Source organism: Enterobacter sp. SA197, assembly GCF_054131575.1.
The window spans coordinates 239,276-259,082 of sequence record NZ_CP096393.1; the positions used below are offsets into that span (position 1 = coordinate 239,276).

Below are 19,807 nucleotides of genomic sequence, written 5' to 3' on the forward strand. Positions count from 1 at the left end.
GAAGATGAACACCGTATAATAAAGCGCTTATCAAGAGGCCAGCATAAACCCCATGAAATACCACGACCTACGCGATTTTATGACGCTGCTTGAACAGCAGGGCGAACTTAAACGTATTACGTTGCCGGTTGATCCTCACCTGGAGATAACGGAAATAGCTGACCGTACGCTACGGGCGGGTGGTCCGGCGTTGCTGTTTGAAAACCCGAAAGGGTACAACATGCCGGTGCTATGTAACCTGTTCGGGACTCCGCGCCGTGTGGCTCTGGGTATGGGGCAGGAAGAGGTCAGTGCGCTACGGGATGTGGGAAAATTACTCGCCTTTCTGAAAGAGCCGGAGCCGCCAAAAGGCTTTCGCGATCTCTTTGATAAGCTCCCTCAGTTTAAACAAGTGCTGAACATGCCGACCAAGCGGCTGCGCGGTGCACCTTGCCAGCAAATAGTGGTGCAGGGTGAGGATGTCGACCTGACAACCATCCCTATCATGCAGTGCTGGCCTGACGATGCTGCGCCGTTGATTACCTGGGGACTGACCGTTACGCGGGGGCCGCATAAAGAGCGTCAGAACCTGGGCATTTATCGCCAGCAGCTGATTGGCAAAAATAAGCTCATTATGCGGTGGTTATCCCATCGGGGTGGCGCGCTGGATTTCCATGAGTGGCGTGAGGCCCATCCTGGCGAACGTTTCCCGGTTGCTGTCGCGCTGGGGGCCGATCCGGCGACGATTCTGGGCGCCGTAACGCCAGTACCTGACACGCTATCTGAGTATGCGTTTGCCGGACTTCTGCGTGGAACCAGGACCGAAGTCGTGAAATGCATTTCGAATGATCTGGAAGTCCCCGCCAGTGCGGAAATCATACTCGAAGGCTATATTGAGCCGGGGGAAATGGCGCCGGAAGGACCCTATGGCGATCATACGGGCTACTACAATGAGATCGACAATTTCCCGGTTTTCACCGTTACGCATATTACGCAACGTAAAGACGCTATCTATCACTCAACTTACACCGGTCGCCCGCCGGATGAGCCGGCTGTACTCGGTGTTGCGCTAAATGAAGTCTTCGTGCCGATCCTGCAAAAGCAGTTCCCGGAAATTGTTGATTTTTACCTACCACCAGAAGGTTGTTCCTATCGCCTTGCGGTGGTAACCATGAAGAAACAGTACGCAGGCCATGCAAAACGCGTCATGATGGGTGTCTGGTCATTCTTACGCCAGTTTATGTACACCAAATTTGTGATCGTATGCGATGACGACATCAACGCCCGCGACTGGAATGATGTGATCTGGGCTATTACCACGCGTATGGACCCGGCAAGGGATACGGTGCTGGTTGAAAATACGCCGATTGATTACCTGGATTTTGCTTCGCCGGTTTCCGGCCTTGGCTCAAAAATGGGACTGGATGCCACCAACAAATGGCCCGGCGAAACCCAGCGTGAATGGGGTCGCCCTATCAAAAAGGATCCTGAAGTAACGGCGCGTATCGACGCCATCTGGGATGAGCTGGCCATTTTTAGCGACGGCAAAGGTGCGTAACGCGCCGCCGTTTTTCGCCTGACACAACGACAACAAGTATGAACCCGACAGAGGGAGCGCATGACAACCTTAAGCTGTAAAGTGACCTCGGTAGATGCCATCACCGATACCGTATATCGCGTACGTTTAGTGCCGGAAGCGGCTTTTTCTTTTCGCGCTGGCCAGTACTTAATGGTAGTGATGGATGAGCGAGATAAACGCCCCTTCTCGATGGCGTCCACCCCCGATCAGCATGAGTTTATCGAGCTGCACATTGGTGCGTCGGAGATCAATCTGTATGCCATGGCGGTGATGGATCGCATCCTGAAGGATCGTGAAATTGTCATCGACATTCCTCACGGTGAAGCCTGGTTACGCGATGACACGTCTCGCCCACTGGTGCTGATTGCCGGAGGAACCGGTTTCTCGTATGCCCGTTCAATTCTGCTGACTGCTCTTTCGCAAAACCCGAACCGTGATATCACTATTTACTGGGGCGGACGTGAAGAGAAGCACCTCTACGATCTGGCTGAACTTGAAGCCCTGTCCGTCAATCATCCCAACCTGCGCGTTGAGCCTGTTGTCGAACAGCCGGAAGAGAACTGGCGTGGCCGTACCGGAACGGTGTTGACGGCGGTATTGCAGGATTTTGGCACGCTGGCAGAACACGATATCTATATCGCAGGTCGCTTTGAGATGGCGAAAATTGCCCGTGACCTCTTCTGCAACGAGCGCAGCGCACGTGAAGATCGCCTCTTTGGCGACGCATTCGCGTTTATTTAAGCAATAAAAAGCCCGCCCCTGACAGGCGGGAAAACGGCAACTAAACTGTCTCTCTTCGCCAGTGACGCCATAACTGCGTTGGCTGCGCTCGCTCACCCGAATCACTTACTTCAGTAAGTTCATCGGGATTCGCTCGCTTGCCGCCTTGTTCTGACGGCATTGGCTTTGAGATACCTTTCCTGAGCTACACTCGCTCGAATACCGTCGCGATACCCTGACCCAACCCGATGCACATCGTCGCCAGACCAAACTGGGCATCTTTGCGTTCCATCAGATTAAGCAGGGTGGTGCTGATACGTGTACCGGAACAACCCAGTGGATGGCCGAGTGCGATCGCACCGCCGTTGAGGTTGATCTTGTCGTCAATCTGCTCCATCAGCCCCAGATCTTTAATGCACGGCAGGATCTGTGCGGCGAAAGCTTCGTTCATTTCGAACAGATCGATGTCGCTGACGGACAGCCCCGCTTTTTTCAGCGCCAGTTTCGATGCCGGAACCGGGCCATAGCCCATGATCGACGGATCGCAGCCGACCACCGCCATTGAGCGCACGCGGGCGCGAGGTTTCAGTCCTAACTCACGGGCGCGACTTTCGCTCATTACCAGCATGGCAGATGCGCCATCAGAAAGGGCGGAAGAGGTGCCTGCGGTCACAGTACCATTGGCCGGGTCAAATGCTGGACGCAGCGCGGAGAGCGCCTCGACGGTCGTTTCCGGGCGAATGACTTCGTCATAACTGAACTGTTTAAGTACGCCATCCGCATCGTGTCCCCCGGTGGGGATAATTTCATTTTTGAATGCACCGGACTGCGTGGCAGCCCAGGCGCGGGCGTGGGATCGGGCGGCGAACGTATCCTGCATCTCACGGCTGATCCCATGCATACGTGCCAGCATTTCCGCTGTCAGCCCCATCATGCCCGCCGCTTTGGCGACATTACGGCTGAGTCCGGGGTGGAAATCCACACCGTGGCTCATCGGCACGTGGCCCATATGTTCCACCCCGCCGACCAGGCACGCCTGCGCGTCGCCGGTCATGATCATGCGGGCAGCATCGTGCAGCGCCTGCATTGAAGAACCACACAGGCGGTTGACGGTCACTGCCGGAACGGAGTGTGGGATTTCCGCCAGCAGCGAGGCGTTACGGGCGATGTTAAAGCCCTGCTCCAGCGTTTGCTGCACGCAGCCCCAGTAGATATCGTCCAGTGCAGTGGCCTCCAGCGCCGGATTGCGCGCCAGCAGGCTACGCATCAGATGCGCGGAGAGATCTTCTGCCCGCACATGGCGAAATGCGCCGCCCTTTGAACGGCCCATCGGGGTGCGAATTGCATCGACAATGACAACCTGTTCCATTGTGACTCCTTAAGCCGTTTTTAGCTCACCAACCGGACGGGCTGGTTCAACCGGGGGATAGTAGGGTTCGTTATGGCGCGCTTTGGTACGTAGACCTTCCGGCACCTCATACAGAGCACCGAGGTGCTGATACTGCTGTGCCATATCGAGATATTTCGCACTGCCAATGGTATCCAGCCAGCGGAATGCCCCACCGTGGAAAGGAGGGAAGCCAAGACCATAGACCAGCGCCATGTCCGCCTCCGCCGGGCTTGCGATAATGCCCTCTTCCAGACAGCGCACCACTTCGTTGACCATCGGGATCATCATGCGGGCGATAATGTCATCGTCGCTGAAATCACGCTTCGCCTGGCTGACATCCGCCAGCAGACTGTCAACGGCAGCATCTTCTTCTTTCTTCGGTTTGCCTTTGCTGTCCTCTTTATAGCGCCAGAAGCCCAGCCCATTTTTCTGCCCGAAGCGGTTAGCGTCGAACAGCGCATCGATGGCATCACGATAATCTTTCTGCATCCGCTGTGGGAAACCGGCTGCCATGACCGCCTGCGCGTGGTGCGCGGTATCAATGCCAACAACGTCGAGCAGGTAAGCCGGGCCCATCGGCCAGCCAAACTGTTTTTCCATCACCTTATCAATCTTGCGGAAATCTGCGCCGTCGCGCAGCAGCTGGCTGAAACCGGCGAAGTAAGGGAAGAGTACGCGGTTGACGAAGAAGCCAGGGCAGTCGTTGACCACAATCGGTGTTTTGCCCATTTTGCTGGCCCACGCCACCACGGTGGCGATGGTTTTATCAGAGGTTTTTTCACCGCGAATGACTTCAACCAGCGGCATACGATGAACCGGGTTAAAGAAGTGCATGCCGCAGAAGTTTTCCGGGCGTTTGAGCACGCTTGCCAGTTCGCTGATAGGAATAGTCGAGGTGTTGGAGGCCAGAACGGTACCCGGGCGGACTTGCTCTTCGGTTTCCGCCAGCACCGCTTTTTTGACTTTCGGGTTTTCCACTACCGCTTCAACGACCACCTCTACGCGGTCAAAACCGCTGTAATCAAGGGTAGGATGAATGGTCGAAATCACGCCCGCCAGCTTAAGGCCATTAATTTTTCCGCGCTCCAGCTGTTTATTAAGCAGCTTGCTGGCTTCGGTCATGCCGAGCGTCAGTGACTTATCGGCGATGTCCTTCATTATCACCGGCACGCCTTTCCATGCTGACTGATAAGCAATGCCACCGCCCATGATGCCAGCGCCCAGGACCGCGGCGTGTTTTGGCGTCTCAATATCTTTAGTCAGTTTCTTCGCTTTGCCTTTCACATACTGATCGTTAAGGAAAATCCCGACCAGTGCGCGGGCTTCTTTACTGTGCGCAAGGGGGACAAAGCTTTGATTTTCGAGATTCAGTGCTTCTTCACGACCAAAACGCGCAGCTGCTTCGATGGTTTTCACTGCGGTCATCGGGGCGGGATAATGTTTGCCTGCGGTCTGCGCCACCATGCCCTTAGCAATGGTGAAGCTCATGGCCGCTTCGATTTTGCTTAAGTGCAGCGGCTCCAGCTTCGGCTGGCGTTTGGCTCGCCAGTCAAGATCGCCGCTAATCGCCTGGCGCAGAATGGCGAGTGCACCTTCTTTTAACTTCTCTGGTTTTACCACGCCGTCGACCAGACCGAGTTTCAGCGCCTCGTCGGCACCGACATCTTTACCGGCAGCGATGATCTCAAGGGCGCTGTCCGCCCCGAGCAGACGCGGCAGACGTACCGACCCACCAAAGCCGGGCATAATGCCGAGTTTAGTTTCCGGCAGACCGATGCGCAGGTCTGGCGTCGCCAGGCGGTAGTCGGTCGCCAGCACGCACTCGCAGCCGCCGCCCAACGCGTAGCCATTCACGGCAGAAATTGTCGGCACCGGTAAATCTTCCAGGCGGCTGAATACGCTGTTAGCAAAGTGAAGCCAGGTGCTCAGTTGCTCTGCAGGAACCAGGAACAGAGAGAGGAATTCGGTGATATCAGCACCGACGATGAATGCCGCCTTTTCAGAACGCAGCAGCAGGGCTTTTAAATCGGACTGCTTTTCCAGCACGTCCAGCGCCTCGCCGAGGCTGGCAACGGTAGCTGTATCAAGTTTGTTCACTGAGCCGGGAGCGTCGAACACCAGTTCGGCAATGCCGTCTTCCAGCCAGTTAAGATATAAGGTTTCGCCTTTGTAGAGCATGTCAGTCTCCTGAGTCCCGCAAGATGATCTGGTCATACCAGATGAGGCGAAGTGTGGATTTTATGTTAATAAATTGCAAATTTATCATTAAGAAATTGCAGGGCCGATCACGCTCAGGGGAAATCACCCACCCCGGAGAGGCTGTGCTAAGATGCGAAAACATGAGGTCAAAAAAACAGAAGGAAGAATGATGGACTCACTGGCCGCGCTCTATAAAAATCATATTGTTACGTTACAGGAACGTACCCGCGATGTACTGGCCCGCTTTAACCTTGACGCGCTGTTGATTCACTCCGGCGAACTCTTCAATGTCTTTCTCGACGATCATCCCTACCCGTTTAAAGTCAATCCGCAGTTCAAAGCCTGGGTGCCGGTAACCCAGGTTCCCAATTGCTGGTTGCTGGTGGATGGTGTTAACAAACCAAAACTGTGGTTCTATCTGCCGGTCGATTACTGGCACAACGTGGAACCGTTGCCGACATCATTCTGGACCGAAGAGGTCGAGGTTATTGCTCTGCCCAAAGCGGATGGCATTAGCAGTCAGTTGCCTGCCACGCGCAGCAATATAGGTTACATCGGGCCAGTGCCCGAGCGAGCTCTCGCACTGGAGATTGCCGCCAGCAACATCAACCCGAAAGGGGTGATTGATTACCTGCACTACTACCGCGCTTATAAAACCGATTATGAACTGGCGTGCATGCGCGAAGCGCAGAAAACGGCGGTTAATGGACATCGTGCCGCTGAAGAAGCTTTCCGTTCAGGCATGAGCGAGTTCGACATTAACCTGGCTTACCTGACGGCTACCGGCCACCGTGACACCGATGTGCCATACAGCAATATTGTGGCGCTGAATGAGCATGCGTCCGTATTGCACTACACCAGACTGGATCATCATGCTCCTGCGGAGCCGCGTAGCTTCCTGCTGGATGCCGGTGCGGAATATAACGGTTATGCCGCTGACCTGACCCGCACCTGGTCTGCCAACAGCGATAATGACTACGCCCAGTTGATCAAGGACGTTAATGAAGAGCAACTGGCGCTGATTGCGACCATGAAAACCGGGGTCAATTACCTTGAGTACCATGTGCAGTTCCATCAGCGTATCGCCAGGCTGCTGCGTAAGCATCAGATAATTACTGACATCAGTGAAGAGGCGATGGTGGAGAACGATCTCACCGGGCCGTTTATGCCGCACGGTATTGGGCACCCGCTGGGGCTGCAGGTGCATGATGTTGCCGGATTTATGCAGGATGATAGCGGCACGCATCTGGCCGCGCCGTCGAAATACCCTTACCTGCGCTGCACGCGTATTTTGCAGCCACGTATGGTGCTGACCATTGAACCAGGCCTCTATTTTATTGACTCCCTGTTAGCGCCGTGGCGTGAAGGCCCGTTCAGTCAGCACTTCAACTGGCAGAAAATAGAAGCGCTGAAGCCGTTTGGTGGCATTCGTATTGAAGACAACATCGTTATTCATGAGAACAGCATTGAGAACATGACGCGGGATTTGAAACTGGCGTAATGGAAAGCTGGCTGATACCGGCTGCGCCGGTCACCTTTGCTGAAGAGATCAAAAAAAGCCGTTTCATTACGCTGCTGGCGCATACCGATGGCGTGGAGGCGGCGAAAGCCTTTGTGGAGTCGGTTCGTGCAGAACACCCGGATGCACGACATCACTGCGTGGCCTGGGTAGCCGGGCCGCCGGATGACTCGCAACAGTTGGGTTTTTCCGACGATGGCGAGCCTTCGGGAACAGCCGGGAAGCCAATGCTCGCCCAGCTCATGGGGAGTGGTGTCGGTGAACTCACCGCCGTGGTGGTGCGTTACTATGGCGGCGTGTTGCTCGGAACCGGTGGCTTAGTGAAAGCGTATGGCGGTGGTGTCAGCCAGGCGCTTGCTCTGCTCACAACGCAGCGCAAGACGCCATTAACCGAATATACTTTGCAGTGCGAGTACGGACAATTGACCGGCATCGAGACGTTGCTGAGTCAGTTTTCCGGAAAAATTATTGCGAGCGAATATCAGGCTACCGTTTACCTCCGGGTCGCCCTTCCGCAATCTGAGGTGGCGGCTTTTTCGCTAAAACTCGCTGATTTCAGTCGCGGTGCGTTGCATTTAGATAAGATTGAAGAATAATCCCCACCTGGTTTTTGCACACGTTAATACCTAAGGAAGCGGCAGAGATGCATTTTCGCGCCATAACCCGAATTGTTGGACTCCTTATCATCCTCTTTTCCGGGACGATGATTCTGCCTGGGCTGGTGGCCTTACTCTACCGCGATGGGGCCGGCCGAGCCTTTACCCAGACGTTCTTCGTTGCGCTGGCGATTGGCTCCATCCTGTGGTGGCCAAACCGGCGGGAGAAGAGTGAACTTAAATCCCGCGAGGGTTTCCTTATTGTCGTACTGTTCTGGACGGTGCTGGGAAGTGTGGGTGCGCTGCCCTTTATCTTCTCCGAAAGCCCTAACCTGACGGTCACCGACGCGTTTTTTGAATCTTTTTCGGGTTTAACCACCACCGGGGCCACCACGCTGGTGGGGCTGGATTCGCTCCCTCACGCCATCCTCTTTTATCGCCAGATGCTGCAGTGGTTCGGCGGGATGGGGATCATCGTGCTGGCGGTGGCGATTCTGCCGATTCTGGGCGTTGGGGGAATGCAGCTTTACCGTGCCGAGATGCCGGGTCCGCTGAAAGACAACAAAATGCGCCCGCGTATTGCGGAAACGGCGAAAACCCTGTGGCTTATTTATGTCCTGCTGACGGTGGCCTGTGCGCTGGCTCTGTGGTTTGCCGGTATGCCAGCGTTCGACGCAATAGGCCATAGTTTCTCGACGATCGCCATCGGCGGCTTCTCAACCCATGATGCCAGCGTCGGCTATTTTGACAGCCCGACAATCAATACGATTATTGCTATCTTCCTGCTGATCTCAGGCTGTAATTACGGCCTGCACTTCTCTTTATTAAGCGGCCGAAATTTAAAGGTCTACTGGCGGGACCCGGAATTCAGAATGTTTATTGGTGTGCAGCTGACGCTGGTGGTTATCTGCACCGTCGTACTATGGTTCCACAACGTTTATGCCTCAGCGGTGACCACCCTCAATCAGGCTTTCTTCCAGGTCGTCTCGATGGCGACCACCGCAGGATTCACTACCGACAGCATTGCCCGCTGGCCGCTGTTCCTGCCGGTACTGCTGCTGTGTTCTGCTTTTATCGGTGGCTGCGCCGGGTCGACGGGTGGTGGGCTGAAGGTCATCCGTATCCTGTTACTGTTCAAGCAGGGCAACCGTGAACTGAAACGTCTGGTGCACCCGAATGCGGTATACAGCATTAAATTAGGTAACCGTGCGCTGCCGGAGCGTATCCTTGAAGCAGTGTGGGGATTCTTCTCGGCCTATGCGCTGGTGTTTATCGTCAGCATGCTGGCAATCATTGCCACCGGCGTGGATGACTTCTCGGCCTTTGCTTCCGTAGTGGCCACCCTTAATAACCTGGGGCCAGGCCTCGGCGTGGTGGCAGACAACTTTGCCAGCATGAATCCGGTAGCGAAATGGATCCTGATGGCCAACATGTTGTTTGGTCGCCTTGAGGTCTTTACCTTATTAGTACTCTTCACTCCCACTTTCTGGCGCGAATAAGGACGTAATACGTGAAAACATTGATTCTGTTTTCGACCCGTGATGGACAGACGCATGAGATTGCCAACACGATTGCCGCCGAGCTCCGTGGGCTTGGCATCGAGAGTGATATGGTTAATCTTCATGATACACAAAATGTTCACTGGGACGCTTATGAGCGGGTCGTGATTGGTGCCTCTATTCGCTACGGTCATTTCAATCCGGTGCTGGACAGCTTTGTGAAACAGCACCGTGAAATATTGAGCCGTCTGCCAGGGGCATTCTTCTCTGTAAACCTGGTGGCGCGTAAGCCGGAAAAAAACACGCCGGAGACAAACAGCTATACGCAGAAGTTCCTCGCGCGATCTCCGTGGCAGCCTGATGCCTGCGCCGTCTTTGCTGGGGCGTTACGTTACCCGCGTTATCGCTGGTTCGATCGCCTGATGATCCAACTCATTATGAAAATGACGGGCGGTGAAACCGATACGCGTAAAGAGGTGGTCTACACCGACTGGCAGCAGGTGAGCTTATTTGCCGGTAAAATTGCTCAGTTAAACCGCAAATCGTCTCTTTAATAAACTTTACGAATGAAATTTGAGCGAACGATAAATTTTTTGAATTTTAGACTTGTCAGCCCGGAATAACTCCCTATAATGCGCCTCCACTGACACGGAACAACGGCACACACGCCGCCGGGTCAGCAGGGTGTTCCGGTGAGATTCACTGAGAAGCCCGCAGAGAAAAGCGAAAATAAACGCTTGACTCTGAAGCGGGAAAGCGTAATATGCACACCCCGCGCCGCAGCGAAAAACGAAGCGGCACTGCTCTTTAACAATTTATCAGACAATCTGTGTGGGCACTCAAAGTGACATGGATTCTTGATGTCTTCGGACAAAAAATGAATACCAAGTCTCAAAGAGTGAACACGTAATTCATTACGAAGTTTAATTCTACGAGCATCAAACTTAAATTGAAGAGTTTGATCATGGCTCAGATTGAACGCTGGCGGCAGGCCTAACACATGCAAGTCGAACGGTAGCACAGAGAGCTTGCTCTCGGGTGACGAGTGGCGGACGGGTGAGTAATGTCTGGGAAACTGCCTGATGGAGGGGGATAACTACTGGAAACGGTAGCTAATACCGCATAACGTCGCAAGACCAAAGAGGGGGACCTTCGGGCCTCTTGCCATCAGATGTGCCCAGATGGGATTAGCTAGTAGGTGGGGTAATGGCTCACCTAGGCGACGATCCCTAGCTGGTCTGAGAGGATGACCAGCCACACTGGAACTGAGACACGGTCCAGACTCCTACGGGAGGCAGCAGTGGGGAATATTGCACAATGGGCGCAAGCCTGATGCAGCCATGCCGCGTGTATGAAGAAGGCCTTCGGGTTGTAAAGTACTTTCAGCGGGGAGGAAGGCGATACGGTTAATAACCGTGTCGATTGACGTTACCCGCAGAAGAAGCACCGGCTAACTCCGTGCCAGCAGCCGCGGTAATACGGAGGGTGCAAGCGTTAATCGGAATTACTGGGCGTAAAGCGCACGCAGGCGGTCTGTCAAGTCGGATGTGAAATCCCCGGGCTCAACCTGGGAACTGCATTCGAAACTGGCAGGCTTGAGTCTTGTAGAGGGGGGTAGAATTCCAGGTGTAGCGGTGAAATGCGTAGAGATCTGGAGGAATACCGGTGGCGAAGGCGGCCCCCTGGACAAAGACTGACGCTCAGGTGCGAAAGCGTGGGGAGCAAACAGGATTAGATACCCTGGTAGTCCACGCTGTAAACGATGTCGACTTGGAGGTTGTGCCCTTGAGGCGTGGCTTCCGGAGCTAACGCGTTAAGTCGACCGCCTGGGGAGTACGGCCGCAAGGTTAAAACTCAAATGAATTGACGGGGGCCCGCACAAGCGGTGGAGCATGTGGTTTAATTCGATGCAACGCGAAGAACCTTACCTACTCTTGACATCCAGAGAACTTTCCAGAGATGGATTGGTGCCTTCGGGAACTCTGAGACAGGTGCTGCATGGCTGTCGTCAGCTCGTGTTGTGAAATGTTGGGTTAAGTCCCGCAACGAGCGCAACCCTTATCCTTTGTTGCCAGCGATTCGGTCGGGAACTCAAAGGAGACTGCCAGTGATAAACTGGAGGAAGGTGGGGATGACGTCAAGTCATCATGGCCCTTACGAGTAGGGCTACACACGTGCTACAATGGCGTATACAAAGAGAAGCGACCTCGCGAGAGCAAGCGGACCTCATAAAGTACGTCGTAGTCCGGATTGGAGTCTGCAACTCGACTCCATGAAGTCGGAATCGCTAGTAATCGTGGATCAGAATGCCACGGTGAATACGTTCCCGGGCCTTGTACACACCGCCCGTCACACCATGGGAGTGGGTTGCAAAAGAAGTAGGTAGCTTAACCTTCGGGAGGGCGCTTACCACTTTGTGATTCATGACTGGGGTGAAGTCGTAACAAGGTAACCGTAGGGGAACCTGCGGTTGGATCACCTCCTTACCTTAAAGAACCTGCCTTTGCAGTGCTCACACAGATTGTCTGATGAAATGAAGCAGTAAAGAAATCTCTGCAGGCTTGTAGCTCAGGTGGTTAGAGCGCACCCCTGATAAGGGTGAGGTCGGTGGTTCAAGTCCACTCAGGCCTACCAAATTTCTGCTGATGCTGCGTTGCGGCGACACTCACATACTTCAGTATGCTTCGTGTCACCACGCCTTGCCTCAACAGAAATTAAGGTTGATGAGGTTTACCGATGGGGCTATAGCTCAGCTGGGAGAGCGCCTGCCTTGCACGCAGGAGGTCTGCGGTTCGATCCCGCATAGCTCCACCATCCTTTACTGCACACCACAAGAAAACTTCAGAGTGTACCTGAAAAGGTTCACTGCGAAGTTTTGCTCTTTAAAAATCTGGATCAAGCTGAAAATTGAAACAACACCCTGTTTCTTTTCTCCGTAATAAGAAAAGAAAATCAGGCGTGTTTGAGTCTCTCAAATTTTCACGACACTGAAGCGTTTTACGAAACAGCTTCGGGTTGTGAGGTTAAGCGACCAAGCGTACACGGTGGATGCCCTGGCAGTCAGAGGCGATGAAGGGCGTGCTAATCTGCGATAAGCGCCGGCGAGGTGATATGAACCCTTGACCCGGCGATACCCGAATGGGGAAACCCAGTGTGACTCGTCACACTATCATGTCATGAATACATAGTGGCATGAGGCGAACCGGGGGAACTGAAACATCTAAGTACCCCGAGGAAAAGAAATCAACCGAGATTCCCCCAGTAGCGGCGAGCGAACGGGGAGGAGCCCAGAGTCTGAATCAGCAAATGTGTTAGTGGAAGCGTCTGGAAAGTCGCACGGTACAGGGTGAAAGTCCCGTACACGAAAACGCATCTGTTGTGAACTCGAAGAGTAGGGCGGGACACGTGGTATCCTGTCTGAATATGGGGGGACCATCCTCCAAGGCTAAATACTCCTGACTGACCGATAGTGAACCAGTACCGTGAGGGAAAGGCGAAAAGAACCCCGGCGAGGGGAGTGAAAAAGAACCTGAAACCGTGTACGTACAAGCAGTGGGAGCACCTTCGTGGTGTGACTGCGTACCTTTTGTATAATGGGTCAGCGACTTATATTCTGTAGCAAGGTTAACCGTATAGGGGAGCCGCAGGGAAACCGAGTCTTAACTGGGCGTTAAGTTGCAGGGTATAGACCCGAAACCCGGTGATCTAGCCATGGGCAGGTTGAAGGTTGGGTAACACTAACTGGAGGACCGAACCGACTAATGTTGAAAAATTAGCGGATGACCTGTGGCTGGGGGTGAAAGGCCAATCAAACCGGGAGATAGCTGGTTCTCCCCGAAAGCTATTTAGGTAGCGCCTCGTGAATTCATCTCCGGGGGTAGAGCACTGTTTCGGCTAGGGGGCCATCCCGGCTTACCAACCCGATGCAAACTACGAATACCGGAGAATGTTATCACGGGAGACACACGGCGGGTGCTAACGTCCGTCGTGAAGAGGGAAACAACCCAGACCGCCAGCTAAGGTCCCAAAGTCATGGTTAAGTGGGAAACGATGTGGGAAGGCACAGACAGCCAGGATGTTGGCTTAGAAGCAGCCATCATTTAAAGAAAGCGTAATAGCTCACTGGTCGAGTCGGCCTGCGCGGAAGATGTAACGGGGCTAAACCATGCACCGAAGCTGCGGCAGCGACACTATGTGTTGTTGGGTAGGGGAGCGTTCTGTAAGCCGTTGAAGGTGGCCTGTGAGGGCTGCTGGAGGTATCAGAAGTGCGAATGCTGACATAAGTAACGATAAAGCGGGTGAAAAGCCCGCTCGCCGGAAGACCAAGGGTTCCTGTCCAACGTTAATCGGGGCAGGGTGAGTCGACCCCTAAGGCGAGGCCGAAAGGCGTAGTCGATGGGAAACAGGTTAATATTCCTGTACTTGGTGTTACTGCGAAGGGGGGACGGAGAAGGCTATGTCGGCCGGGCGACGGTTGTCCCGGTTTAAGCATGTAGGCGGAGGTTCCAGGTAAATCCGGTACCTTTTAACGCTGAGGTGTGATGACGAGGCACTACGGTGCTGAAGTGACAAATGCCCTGCTTCCAGGAAAAGCCTCTAAGCATCAGGTAACACGAAATCGTACCCCAAACCGACACAGGTGGTCAGGTAGAGAATACCAAGGCGCTTGAGAGAACTCGGGTGAAGGAACTAGGCAAAATGGTGCCGTAACTTCGGGAGAAGGCACGCTGGTGTGTAGGTGAAGTGACTTGCTCACGGAGCTGAAACCAGTCGAAGATACCAGCTGGCTGCAACTGTTTATTAAAAACACAGCACTGTGCAAACACGAAAGTGGACGTATACGGTGTGACGCCTGCCCGGTGCCGGAAGGTTAATTGATGGGGTTATCCGTAAGGAGAAGCTCTTGATCGAAGCCCCGGTAAACGGCGGCCGTAACTATAACGGTCCTAAGGTAGCGAAATTCCTTGTCGGGTAAGTTCCGACCTGCACGAATGGCGTAATGATGGCCAGGCTGTCTCCACCCGAGACTCAGTGAAATTGAACTCGCTGTGAAGATGCAGTGTACCCGCGGCAAGACGGAAAGACCCCGTGAACCTTTACTATAGCTTGACACTGAACATTGAGCCTTGATGTGTAGGATAGGTGGGAGGCTTTGAAGCGTGGACGCCAGTCTGCGTGGAGCCAACCTTGAAATACCACCCTTTAATGTTTGATGTTCTAACGTGGACCCGTTATCCGGGTTGCGGACAGTGTCTGGTGGGTAGTTTGACTGGGGCGGTCTCCTCCTAAAGTGTAACGGAGGAGCACGAAGGTTAGCTAATCCTGGTCGGACATCAGGAGGTTAGTGCAATGGCATAAGCTAGCTTGACTGCGAGAGTGACGGCTCGAGCAGGTGCGAAAGCAGGTCATAGTGATCCGGTGGTTCTGAATGGAAGGGCCATCGCTCAACGGATAAAAGGTACTCCGGGGATAACAGGCTGATACCGCCCAAGAGTTCATATCGACGGCGGTGTTTGGCACCTCGATGTCGGCTCATCACATCCTGGGGCTGAAGTAGGTCCCAAGGGTACGGCTGTTCGCCGTTTAAAGTGGTACGCGAGCTGGGTTTAGAACGTCGTGAGACAGTTCGGTCCCTATCTGCCGTGGGCGCTGGAGAATTGAGGGGGGCTGCTCCTAGTACGAGAGGACCGGAGTGGACGCATCACTGGTGTTCGGGTTGTCATGCCAATGGCACTGCCCGGTAGCTAAATGCGGAAAAGATAAGTGCTGAAAGCATCTAAGCACGAAACTTGCCCCGAGATGAGTTCTCCCTGAGACTTTAAGTCTCCTGAAGGAACGTTGAAGACGACGACGTTGATAGGTCGGGTGTGTAAGCGCAGCGATGCGTTGAGCTAACCGATACTAATGAACCGTGAGGCTTAACCTTACAACGCCGAAGCTGTTTTGGCGTGAGAAACACGATTTTCAGCTGATTCCAGAATTAAGTGCGCAATAATTTACGCAGCAGCAAGGCGGCCAGCGAAGGAAAGGAAGGAGCATACTGAGGTATGTGACTGACTTTGCGAGCGCAGGCAACGCGGCTGATGCGATAAAAGATTGCGTACAGAGCACAAAGAATTTGCCTGGCGGCACTAGCGCGGTGGTCCCACCTGACCCCATGCCGAACTCAGAAGTGAAACGCCGTAGCGCCGATGGTAGTGTGGGGTCTCCCCATGCGAGAGTAGGGAACTGCCAGGCATCAAACAAGTGAAAAGCCCATCCTGACGGATGGGCTTTTTGCGTTTTCATTGCCCATGAAACCTTCTCTATAACCACAAGCGCTCACCCTGTAGATACGGTAAACTACCCCGGTTTCTGCATCAGGATAGCGTCTATGAATCACTCCCTTAAGCCCTGGAATACCTTTGGTATTAACCGGAATGCTCACAATATTGTCTGCGCTGACAGTGTTCAGTCATTACTGAACGCCTGGCAAAGCGCGACTCAAAACCATCAACCGGTACTCATTCTGGGCGAAGGTAGCAATGTTCTCTTCCTGGAGGATTTTACAGGAACGGTTATTGTTAACCGGATTATGGGCATCGACGTCACTGAAAGTGATGACAGCTGGCATATTCACGTCGGAGCCGGGGAAAACTGGCACAAACTGGTGCAATTTACTCTTAATAACCACATCCCCGGACTGGAAAACCTGGCGCTGATACCGGGGTGTGCAGGCTCCTCACCAATTCAAAACATTGGTGCTTATGGCATAGAGCTTAAAAACGTCTGTGAGTACGTAGACTGTGTCGAACTGGCAACGGGAGAGGCAAAACGTCTCAGTGCTGAAGAGTGCCGTTTTGGTTACCGGGACAGCATCTTTAAGCATGAATACCAGGATCGCTATGTGATTGTCGCAGTCGGTCTGCGTTTAGCCAAAAGATGGACACCGATCTTATCCTATGGTGATCTGATCCGTCTGGATCCTGCTACCGTGACGGCCAAAGAAGTGTTTGATACGGTCTGTCATATGCGTATGAGTAAGTTGCCTGATCCAAAAGTAAATGGTAACGCAGGCAGCTTCTTCAAAAACCCCGTGATTTCCCATCATAAAGCGACATCTTTACTCGCCGAATGGTCACATGCGCCTCATTATCCCCAGGCTGACGGGAGCGTAAAGCTAGCCGCGGGATGGCTTATCGATCAATGTAAGCTGAAGGGTACGAGGATCGGTGGCGCTGCTGTACATCGTCAGCAGGCACTGGTACTAATCAATGAATGTGATGCGACCAGTGATGATGTAGTCAGACTGGCACACCTTGTCCGCCAGCATGTAGGTGAAAAATTCGATATCTGGCTGGAGCCTGAAGTGCGATTTATTGGCCCAGGTGGTGAAGTAAACGCGGTGGAGGCTATAGCATGAAGGACAACACAATCCCCTTAACGCTGGTTTCACTCCTCGCTGATGGCGAGTTTCACTCTGGTGAGCAGCTCGGGGAACGTCTGGGAATGAGTCGTGCAGCGATTAATAAACACATCCAGACGCTACGTGACTGGGGAGTGGACGTCTTTACGGTGCCGGGTAAGGGATACAGTCTGCCAGAACCGATACAGCTGCTGAGTCAGAGCTACATTTCCGAAAGAATACGGGACGGTAATGTCTCGGTTTTATCCGTTATTGACTCCACTAACCAGTACCTGCTGGACAGGATTTCAGAGATTGAGTCTGGTGATGCGTGTGTGGCGGAATACCAGCAGGCAGGTCGTGGCAGACGTGGCCGTAAATGGTTTTCTCCCTTCGGTGCCAATCTCTATCTTTCGATGTACTGGCGTCTTGAGCAAGGACCCGCTGCGGCTATAGGGTTAAGTCTTGTAATCGGTATGGTGATGGCTGAGGTTTTGCAAGCGTTAGGCGCAGAGAAGGTTCGCGTAAAATGGCCCAATGATCTCTACCTGAACGATCGTAAACTGGCAGGTATTCTCGTCGAACTTACGGGAAAAACAGGTGATGCGGCACAAATTGTAATTGGTGCTGGCATTAACCTGGTCATGCGTAACGTCAAGGAGAATGTCATCAGTCAGGGGTGGACTAATCTACAGGAAGCAGGGATTTCCATCGATCGTAACGAACTGGCGGTACGCTTAATTTCAGAACTGCGTTCGGCGCTTGCCCTTTTTGAAGAGGAGGGGCTTGCTCCCTGGCTTTCACGCTGGGACCAGCTAGATAACTTTATCAACCGGCCCGTTAAACTCATTATTGGTGAAAAAGAGATTTTTGGTATTTCCCGGGGTATTGATGTGCAAGGGGCGTTACTGCTTGAGCAGGACGGAGTAATTAAGCCCTGGATGGGCGGAGAGATTTCACTACGAAGTGCCGAATAATGAAAAAGGGGGAGCCATAGCTCCCCTTTACTTATTTTCGCAAGCGTACCTGTTCTACTGCATGATTAGCACTTTTAGTCATTATCAGACTCGCGCGCTCACGCGTAGGAAGAATATTTTCCTGAAGATTAAGCCAGTTAATTTCCTGCCATAAGGACGTTGCAATTTCAATCGCTTCGGATTCTGAAAGTTTTGCATAGTTATGGAAATAGGAGTCAGGATCGGTGAACGCGCCTTCTCTGAATTTCAGGAAGCGGTTGATATACCAGCGTTGCAGCAGTTCTTCCGGCGCATCAACATATATGGAAAAATCGACGAAGTCCGAAACAAATACATGATGCGGATCGTGCGGATAATCCATGCCGCTTTGCAGGACATTAAGCCCTTCAAGAATCAAGATATCAGGCTGGGCTACGGTTTTATCCCCATCGGGAATCACATCGTAAATCAAATGCGAGTATATGGGTGCCGTGACGTTCGGGACACCGGATTTAATATCTGATACGAACTTCACTAAACGGTGCATATCATAGGATTGTGGAAACCCTTTTTTCTTCATTAAATCGCGGTCTTTAAGTACCTGATTAGGGTGCAAGAAACCGTCAGTGGTAATGAGTTCAACCCGACGGTGTTCAGGCCAACGACTTAATAACGCTTGCAGCACACGCGCAGTCGTACTTTTACCAACAGCAACGCTGCCGGCAATGCTTATGATATAAGGGATACGTTGTCCATTTGTGCCTAAAAACTGCTCAAGCACGGCCTGACGCCGCAGATTAGAACTTATATAAAAATTGAGTAATCGCGACAGCGGCAGATAGATTTCAGCGACCTCTTCAAGAGAAAGGTCCTCATTAATACCTTTTAACCGGGCGATTTCGCCTTCAGTCAGCGTCATTGGCACTGAATCACGAAGCGCAGCCCATTGGCTACGATTAAACTGTAAGTAGGGCGTCATTAACGTTTGCTCTTTATTACTCATAAGCTTTCTGCCTGCCAATCTGGCCCACCGCACGTGCTCATGGAACACTGCGATATGCCTTTTCTTTAGATATTGCGATGGCGTGACGTTATTGAAATAAGTTAGGACAATGGGCAGGAGGTTAACACCAGATGACAGGGAATAATATGAAAAATGTCTAACTGATAATGCTTACGTGAAGCGGCATATCTCTGGCAGGCTACCGGCACCGGTAATGCCCCCTCTTTCTCTGCCGTCTATGATGTCCGGCATGGACTTGTGCCTGCTGGCACGCCTTAACGAGATAAACCAACCGATGAAGTCGCACCTCCTGACCAGAAGAGGATGGCAAAGCGATGCCGACGTATTCTTTTATCAACCGCTTATTTCTACTCTTCTTGCCAGGCGACCCTGTTGCAGAGGAGGCTCTTACAACGTTTAAGATAATAGAAAGCCACGTTTTAAAGAATGTCAGGACGTTATTAACCCGCTGAATTCAGGATGCCGCTCGTTTTTTACTCTGAGTTGCTTGAAATAGCATCATTTTTCTGACGGTTAGCACAAAATGTGAGCGAAAGAACATTTTGTGCAATTTTTTAGTTGCATGAAGTCGCAGGTCTCCATAGAATGCGCGCTACTTGATGCCGACTTAGCTCAGTAGGTAGAGCAACTGACTTGTAATCAGTAGGTCACCAGTTCGATTCCGGTAGTCGGCACCATCAAGTCCGGTGGGGTTCCCGAGCGGCCAAAGGGAGCAGACTGTAAATCTGCCGTCACAGACTTCGAAGGTTCGAATCCTTCCCCCACCACCACTTTCTGGCAGCGTTTTCGCCGCCTGAGCGGGTTAGAAAAATTAATCAGCTCAAACAACAAAAAGAGATTTATCTCTTTTTTTGTACAGAAAGAACTGGGTAGCCGAGTTTCAGGATGCGGGCATCGTATAATGGCTATTACCTCAGCCTTCCAAGCTGATGATGCGGGTTCGATTCCCGCTGCCCGCTCCA

The 19,807-nt window shown here is 52.8% G+C and carries 11 protein-coding genes, 5 tRNA genes and 3 rRNA genes; 16 read left to right on the plus strand and 3 right to left on the minus strand.

Translation table 11 applies throughout. The annotated features are described in order from the left end of the window. The first annotated feature begins 43 nt into the window (after positions 1-43). Together ubiD and fre are read left to right on the plus strand one after the other, a co-directional pair. Entirely contained in the window at positions 44-1,537 is a 1,494-nt protein-coding gene (gene ubiD / locus M1D91_RS01150) for a 4-hydroxy-3-polyprenylbenzoate decarboxylase (protein WP_437433033.1), read from the plus strand. A gap of 60 nt (positions 1,538-1,597) precedes the next feature. Beyond that, positions 1,598-2,299 carry an NAD(P)H-flavin reductase gene (fre, locus tag M1D91_RS01155; RefSeq protein ID WP_437432950.1) on the plus strand — a complete coding sequence of 234 codons (702 nt, stop codon included), beginning with the start codon at positions 1,598-1,600 and terminating at the stop codon, positions 2,297-2,299. Between the two features lie 184 nt (positions 2,300-2,483). Here the strand turns inward: fre and fadA are convergent, their stop codons facing one another. After that, positions 2,484-3,647, minus strand: coding sequence for an acetyl-CoA C-acyltransferase FadA (gene fadA / locus M1D91_RS01160; protein ID WP_437432949.1), 1,164 nt, complete (start codon positions 3,645-3,647; stop codon positions 2,484-2,486). Positions 3,648-3,656: 9 nt separating this feature from the next. Next, positions 3,657-5,846 (minus strand): fatty acid oxidation complex subunit alpha FadB, encoded by a 2,190-nt coding sequence (gene fadB, locus M1D91_RS01165; RefSeq protein ID WP_437432948.1) that lies wholly within the window; start codon positions 5,844-5,846, stop codon positions 3,657-3,659. Positions 5,847-6,036: 190 nt separating this feature from the next. On the opposite strand from fadB, the gene pepQ reads away from it, so the two are divergent. The 11 genes from pepQ to birA all read left to right on the plus strand — a co-directional run bounded on the left by pepQ (position 6,037) and on the right by birA (position 17,842). Further along, entirely contained in the window at positions 6,037-7,368 is a 1,332-nt protein-coding gene (gene pepQ / locus M1D91_RS01170) for a Xaa-Pro dipeptidase (protein WP_437433032.1), read from the plus strand. Next, positions 7,368-7,982, plus strand: coding sequence for an IMPACT family protein (locus tag M1D91_RS01175; RefSeq protein WP_437432947.1), 615 nt, complete (start codon positions 7,368-7,370; stop codon positions 7,980-7,982). The genes pepQ and M1D91_RS01175 overlap by 1 nt, the downstream gene beginning before the upstream one ends. Positions 7,983-8,029: 47 nt before the next feature. Then, positions 8,030-9,481, plus strand: a complete 1,452-nt coding sequence (gene trkH, locus M1D91_RS01180; RefSeq protein WP_437432946.1) for a Trk system potassium transporter TrkH — start codon at positions 8,030-8,032, stop codon at positions 9,479-9,481. An 11-nt stretch (positions 9,482-9,492) separates the two neighbouring features. Further along, on the plus strand, positions 9,493-10,035 hold the full coding sequence (hemG, locus tag M1D91_RS01185; RefSeq protein ID WP_437432945.1) for a menaquinone-dependent protoporphyrinogen IX dehydrogenase: 543 nt from the start codon (positions 9,493-9,495) through the stop codon (positions 10,033-10,035). Positions 10,036-10,427: 392 nt separating this feature from the next. Further along, a 16S ribosomal RNA gene (locus M1D91_RS01190) occupies positions 10,428-11,967 on the plus strand. A 71-nt stretch (positions 11,968-12,038) separates the two neighbouring features. Next, positions 12,039-12,115 (plus strand) — tRNA-Ile (locus tag M1D91_RS01195). Between the two features lie 104 nt (positions 12,116-12,219). Next, positions 12,220-12,295, plus strand: a tRNA-Ala gene (locus M1D91_RS01200). A 207-nt stretch (positions 12,296-12,502) separates the two neighbouring features. Next, positions 12,503-15,407, plus strand: a 23S ribosomal RNA gene (locus M1D91_RS01205). A gap of 195 nt (positions 15,408-15,602) precedes the next feature. After that, a 5S ribosomal RNA gene (gene rrf, locus M1D91_RS01210) occupies positions 15,603-15,718 on the plus strand. Together the 16S, 23S and 5S rRNA genes with 2 tRNA genes alongside form the textbook arrangement of a ribosomal RNA operon. A 136-nt stretch (positions 15,719-15,854) precedes the next feature. Then, on the plus strand, positions 15,855-16,883 hold the full coding sequence (gene murB / locus M1D91_RS01215; protein WP_437434527.1) for a UDP-N-acetylmuramate dehydrogenase: 1,029 nt from the start codon (positions 15,855-15,857) through the stop codon (positions 16,881-16,883). After that, positions 16,880-17,842 (plus strand): bifunctional biotin--[acetyl-CoA-carboxylase] ligase/biotin operon repressor BirA, encoded by a 963-nt coding sequence (birA, locus tag M1D91_RS01220; protein ID WP_437434526.1) that lies wholly within the window; start codon positions 16,880-16,882, stop codon positions 17,840-17,842. The genes murB and birA overlap by 4 nt, the downstream gene beginning before the upstream one ends. A 31-nt stretch (positions 17,843-17,873) precedes the next feature. On the opposite strand, the gene coaA is transcribed toward birA, so the two are convergent. Then, the gene (coaA, locus tag M1D91_RS01225) at positions 17,874-18,824 is read right to left on the minus strand and encodes a type I pantothenate kinase (RefSeq protein ID WP_437434525.1); all 951 of its coding nucleotides are present in this window, start codon (positions 18,822-18,824) and stop codon (positions 17,874-17,876) included. A 622-nt stretch (positions 18,825-19,446) separates the two neighbouring features. On the opposite strand from coaA, the gene M1D91_RS01230 reads away from it, so the two are divergent. The 3 genes from M1D91_RS01230 to M1D91_RS01240 all read left to right on the plus strand — a co-directional run bounded on the left by M1D91_RS01230 (position 19,447) and on the right by M1D91_RS01240 (position 19,807). Continuing rightward, positions 19,447-19,522 (plus strand) — tRNA-Thr (locus M1D91_RS01230). A gap of 8 nt (positions 19,523-19,530) precedes the next feature. Next, a tRNA-Tyr gene (locus M1D91_RS01235) sits at positions 19,531-19,615 on the plus strand. Positions 19,616-19,732: 117 nt separating this feature from the next. Beyond that, positions 19,733-19,807 (plus strand) — tRNA-Gly (locus M1D91_RS01240).

Bases quoted from the DNA above. Each gene is read 5' to 3' on its own strand.
- trkH (WP_437432946.1), top strand. From the start codon at position 8,030: ATGCATTTTCGCGCCATAACCCGAATTGTTGGACTCCTTATCATCCTC.
- M1D91_RS01175 (WP_437432947.1), top strand. From the start codon at position 7,368: ATGGAAAGCTGGCTGATACCGGCTGCGCCGGTCACCTTTGCTGAAGAG.
- fadB (WP_437432948.1), bottom strand. From the start codon at position 5,846: ATGCTCTACAAAGGCGAAACCTTATATCTTAACTGGCTGGAAGACGGC.
- birA (WP_437434526.1), top strand. From the start codon at position 16,880: ATGAAGGACAACACAATCCCCTTAACGCTGGTTTCACTCCTCGCTGAT.
- coaA (WP_437434525.1), bottom strand. From the start codon at position 18,824: ATGAGTAATAAAGAGCAAACGTTAATGACGCCCTACTTACAGTTTAAT.
- murB (WP_437434527.1), top strand. From the start codon at position 15,855: ATGAATCACTCCCTTAAGCCCTGGAATACCTTTGGTATTAACCGGAAT.
- pepQ (WP_437433032.1), top strand. From the start codon at position 6,037: ATGGACTCACTGGCCGCGCTCTATAAAAATCATATTGTTACGTTACAG.
- fadA (WP_437432949.1), bottom strand. From the start codon at position 3,647: ATGGAACAGGTTGTCATTGTCGATGCAATTCGCACCCCGATGGGCCGT.
- fre (WP_437432950.1), top strand. From the start codon at position 1,598: ATGACAACCTTAAGCTGTAAAGTGACCTCGGTAGATGCCATCACCGAT.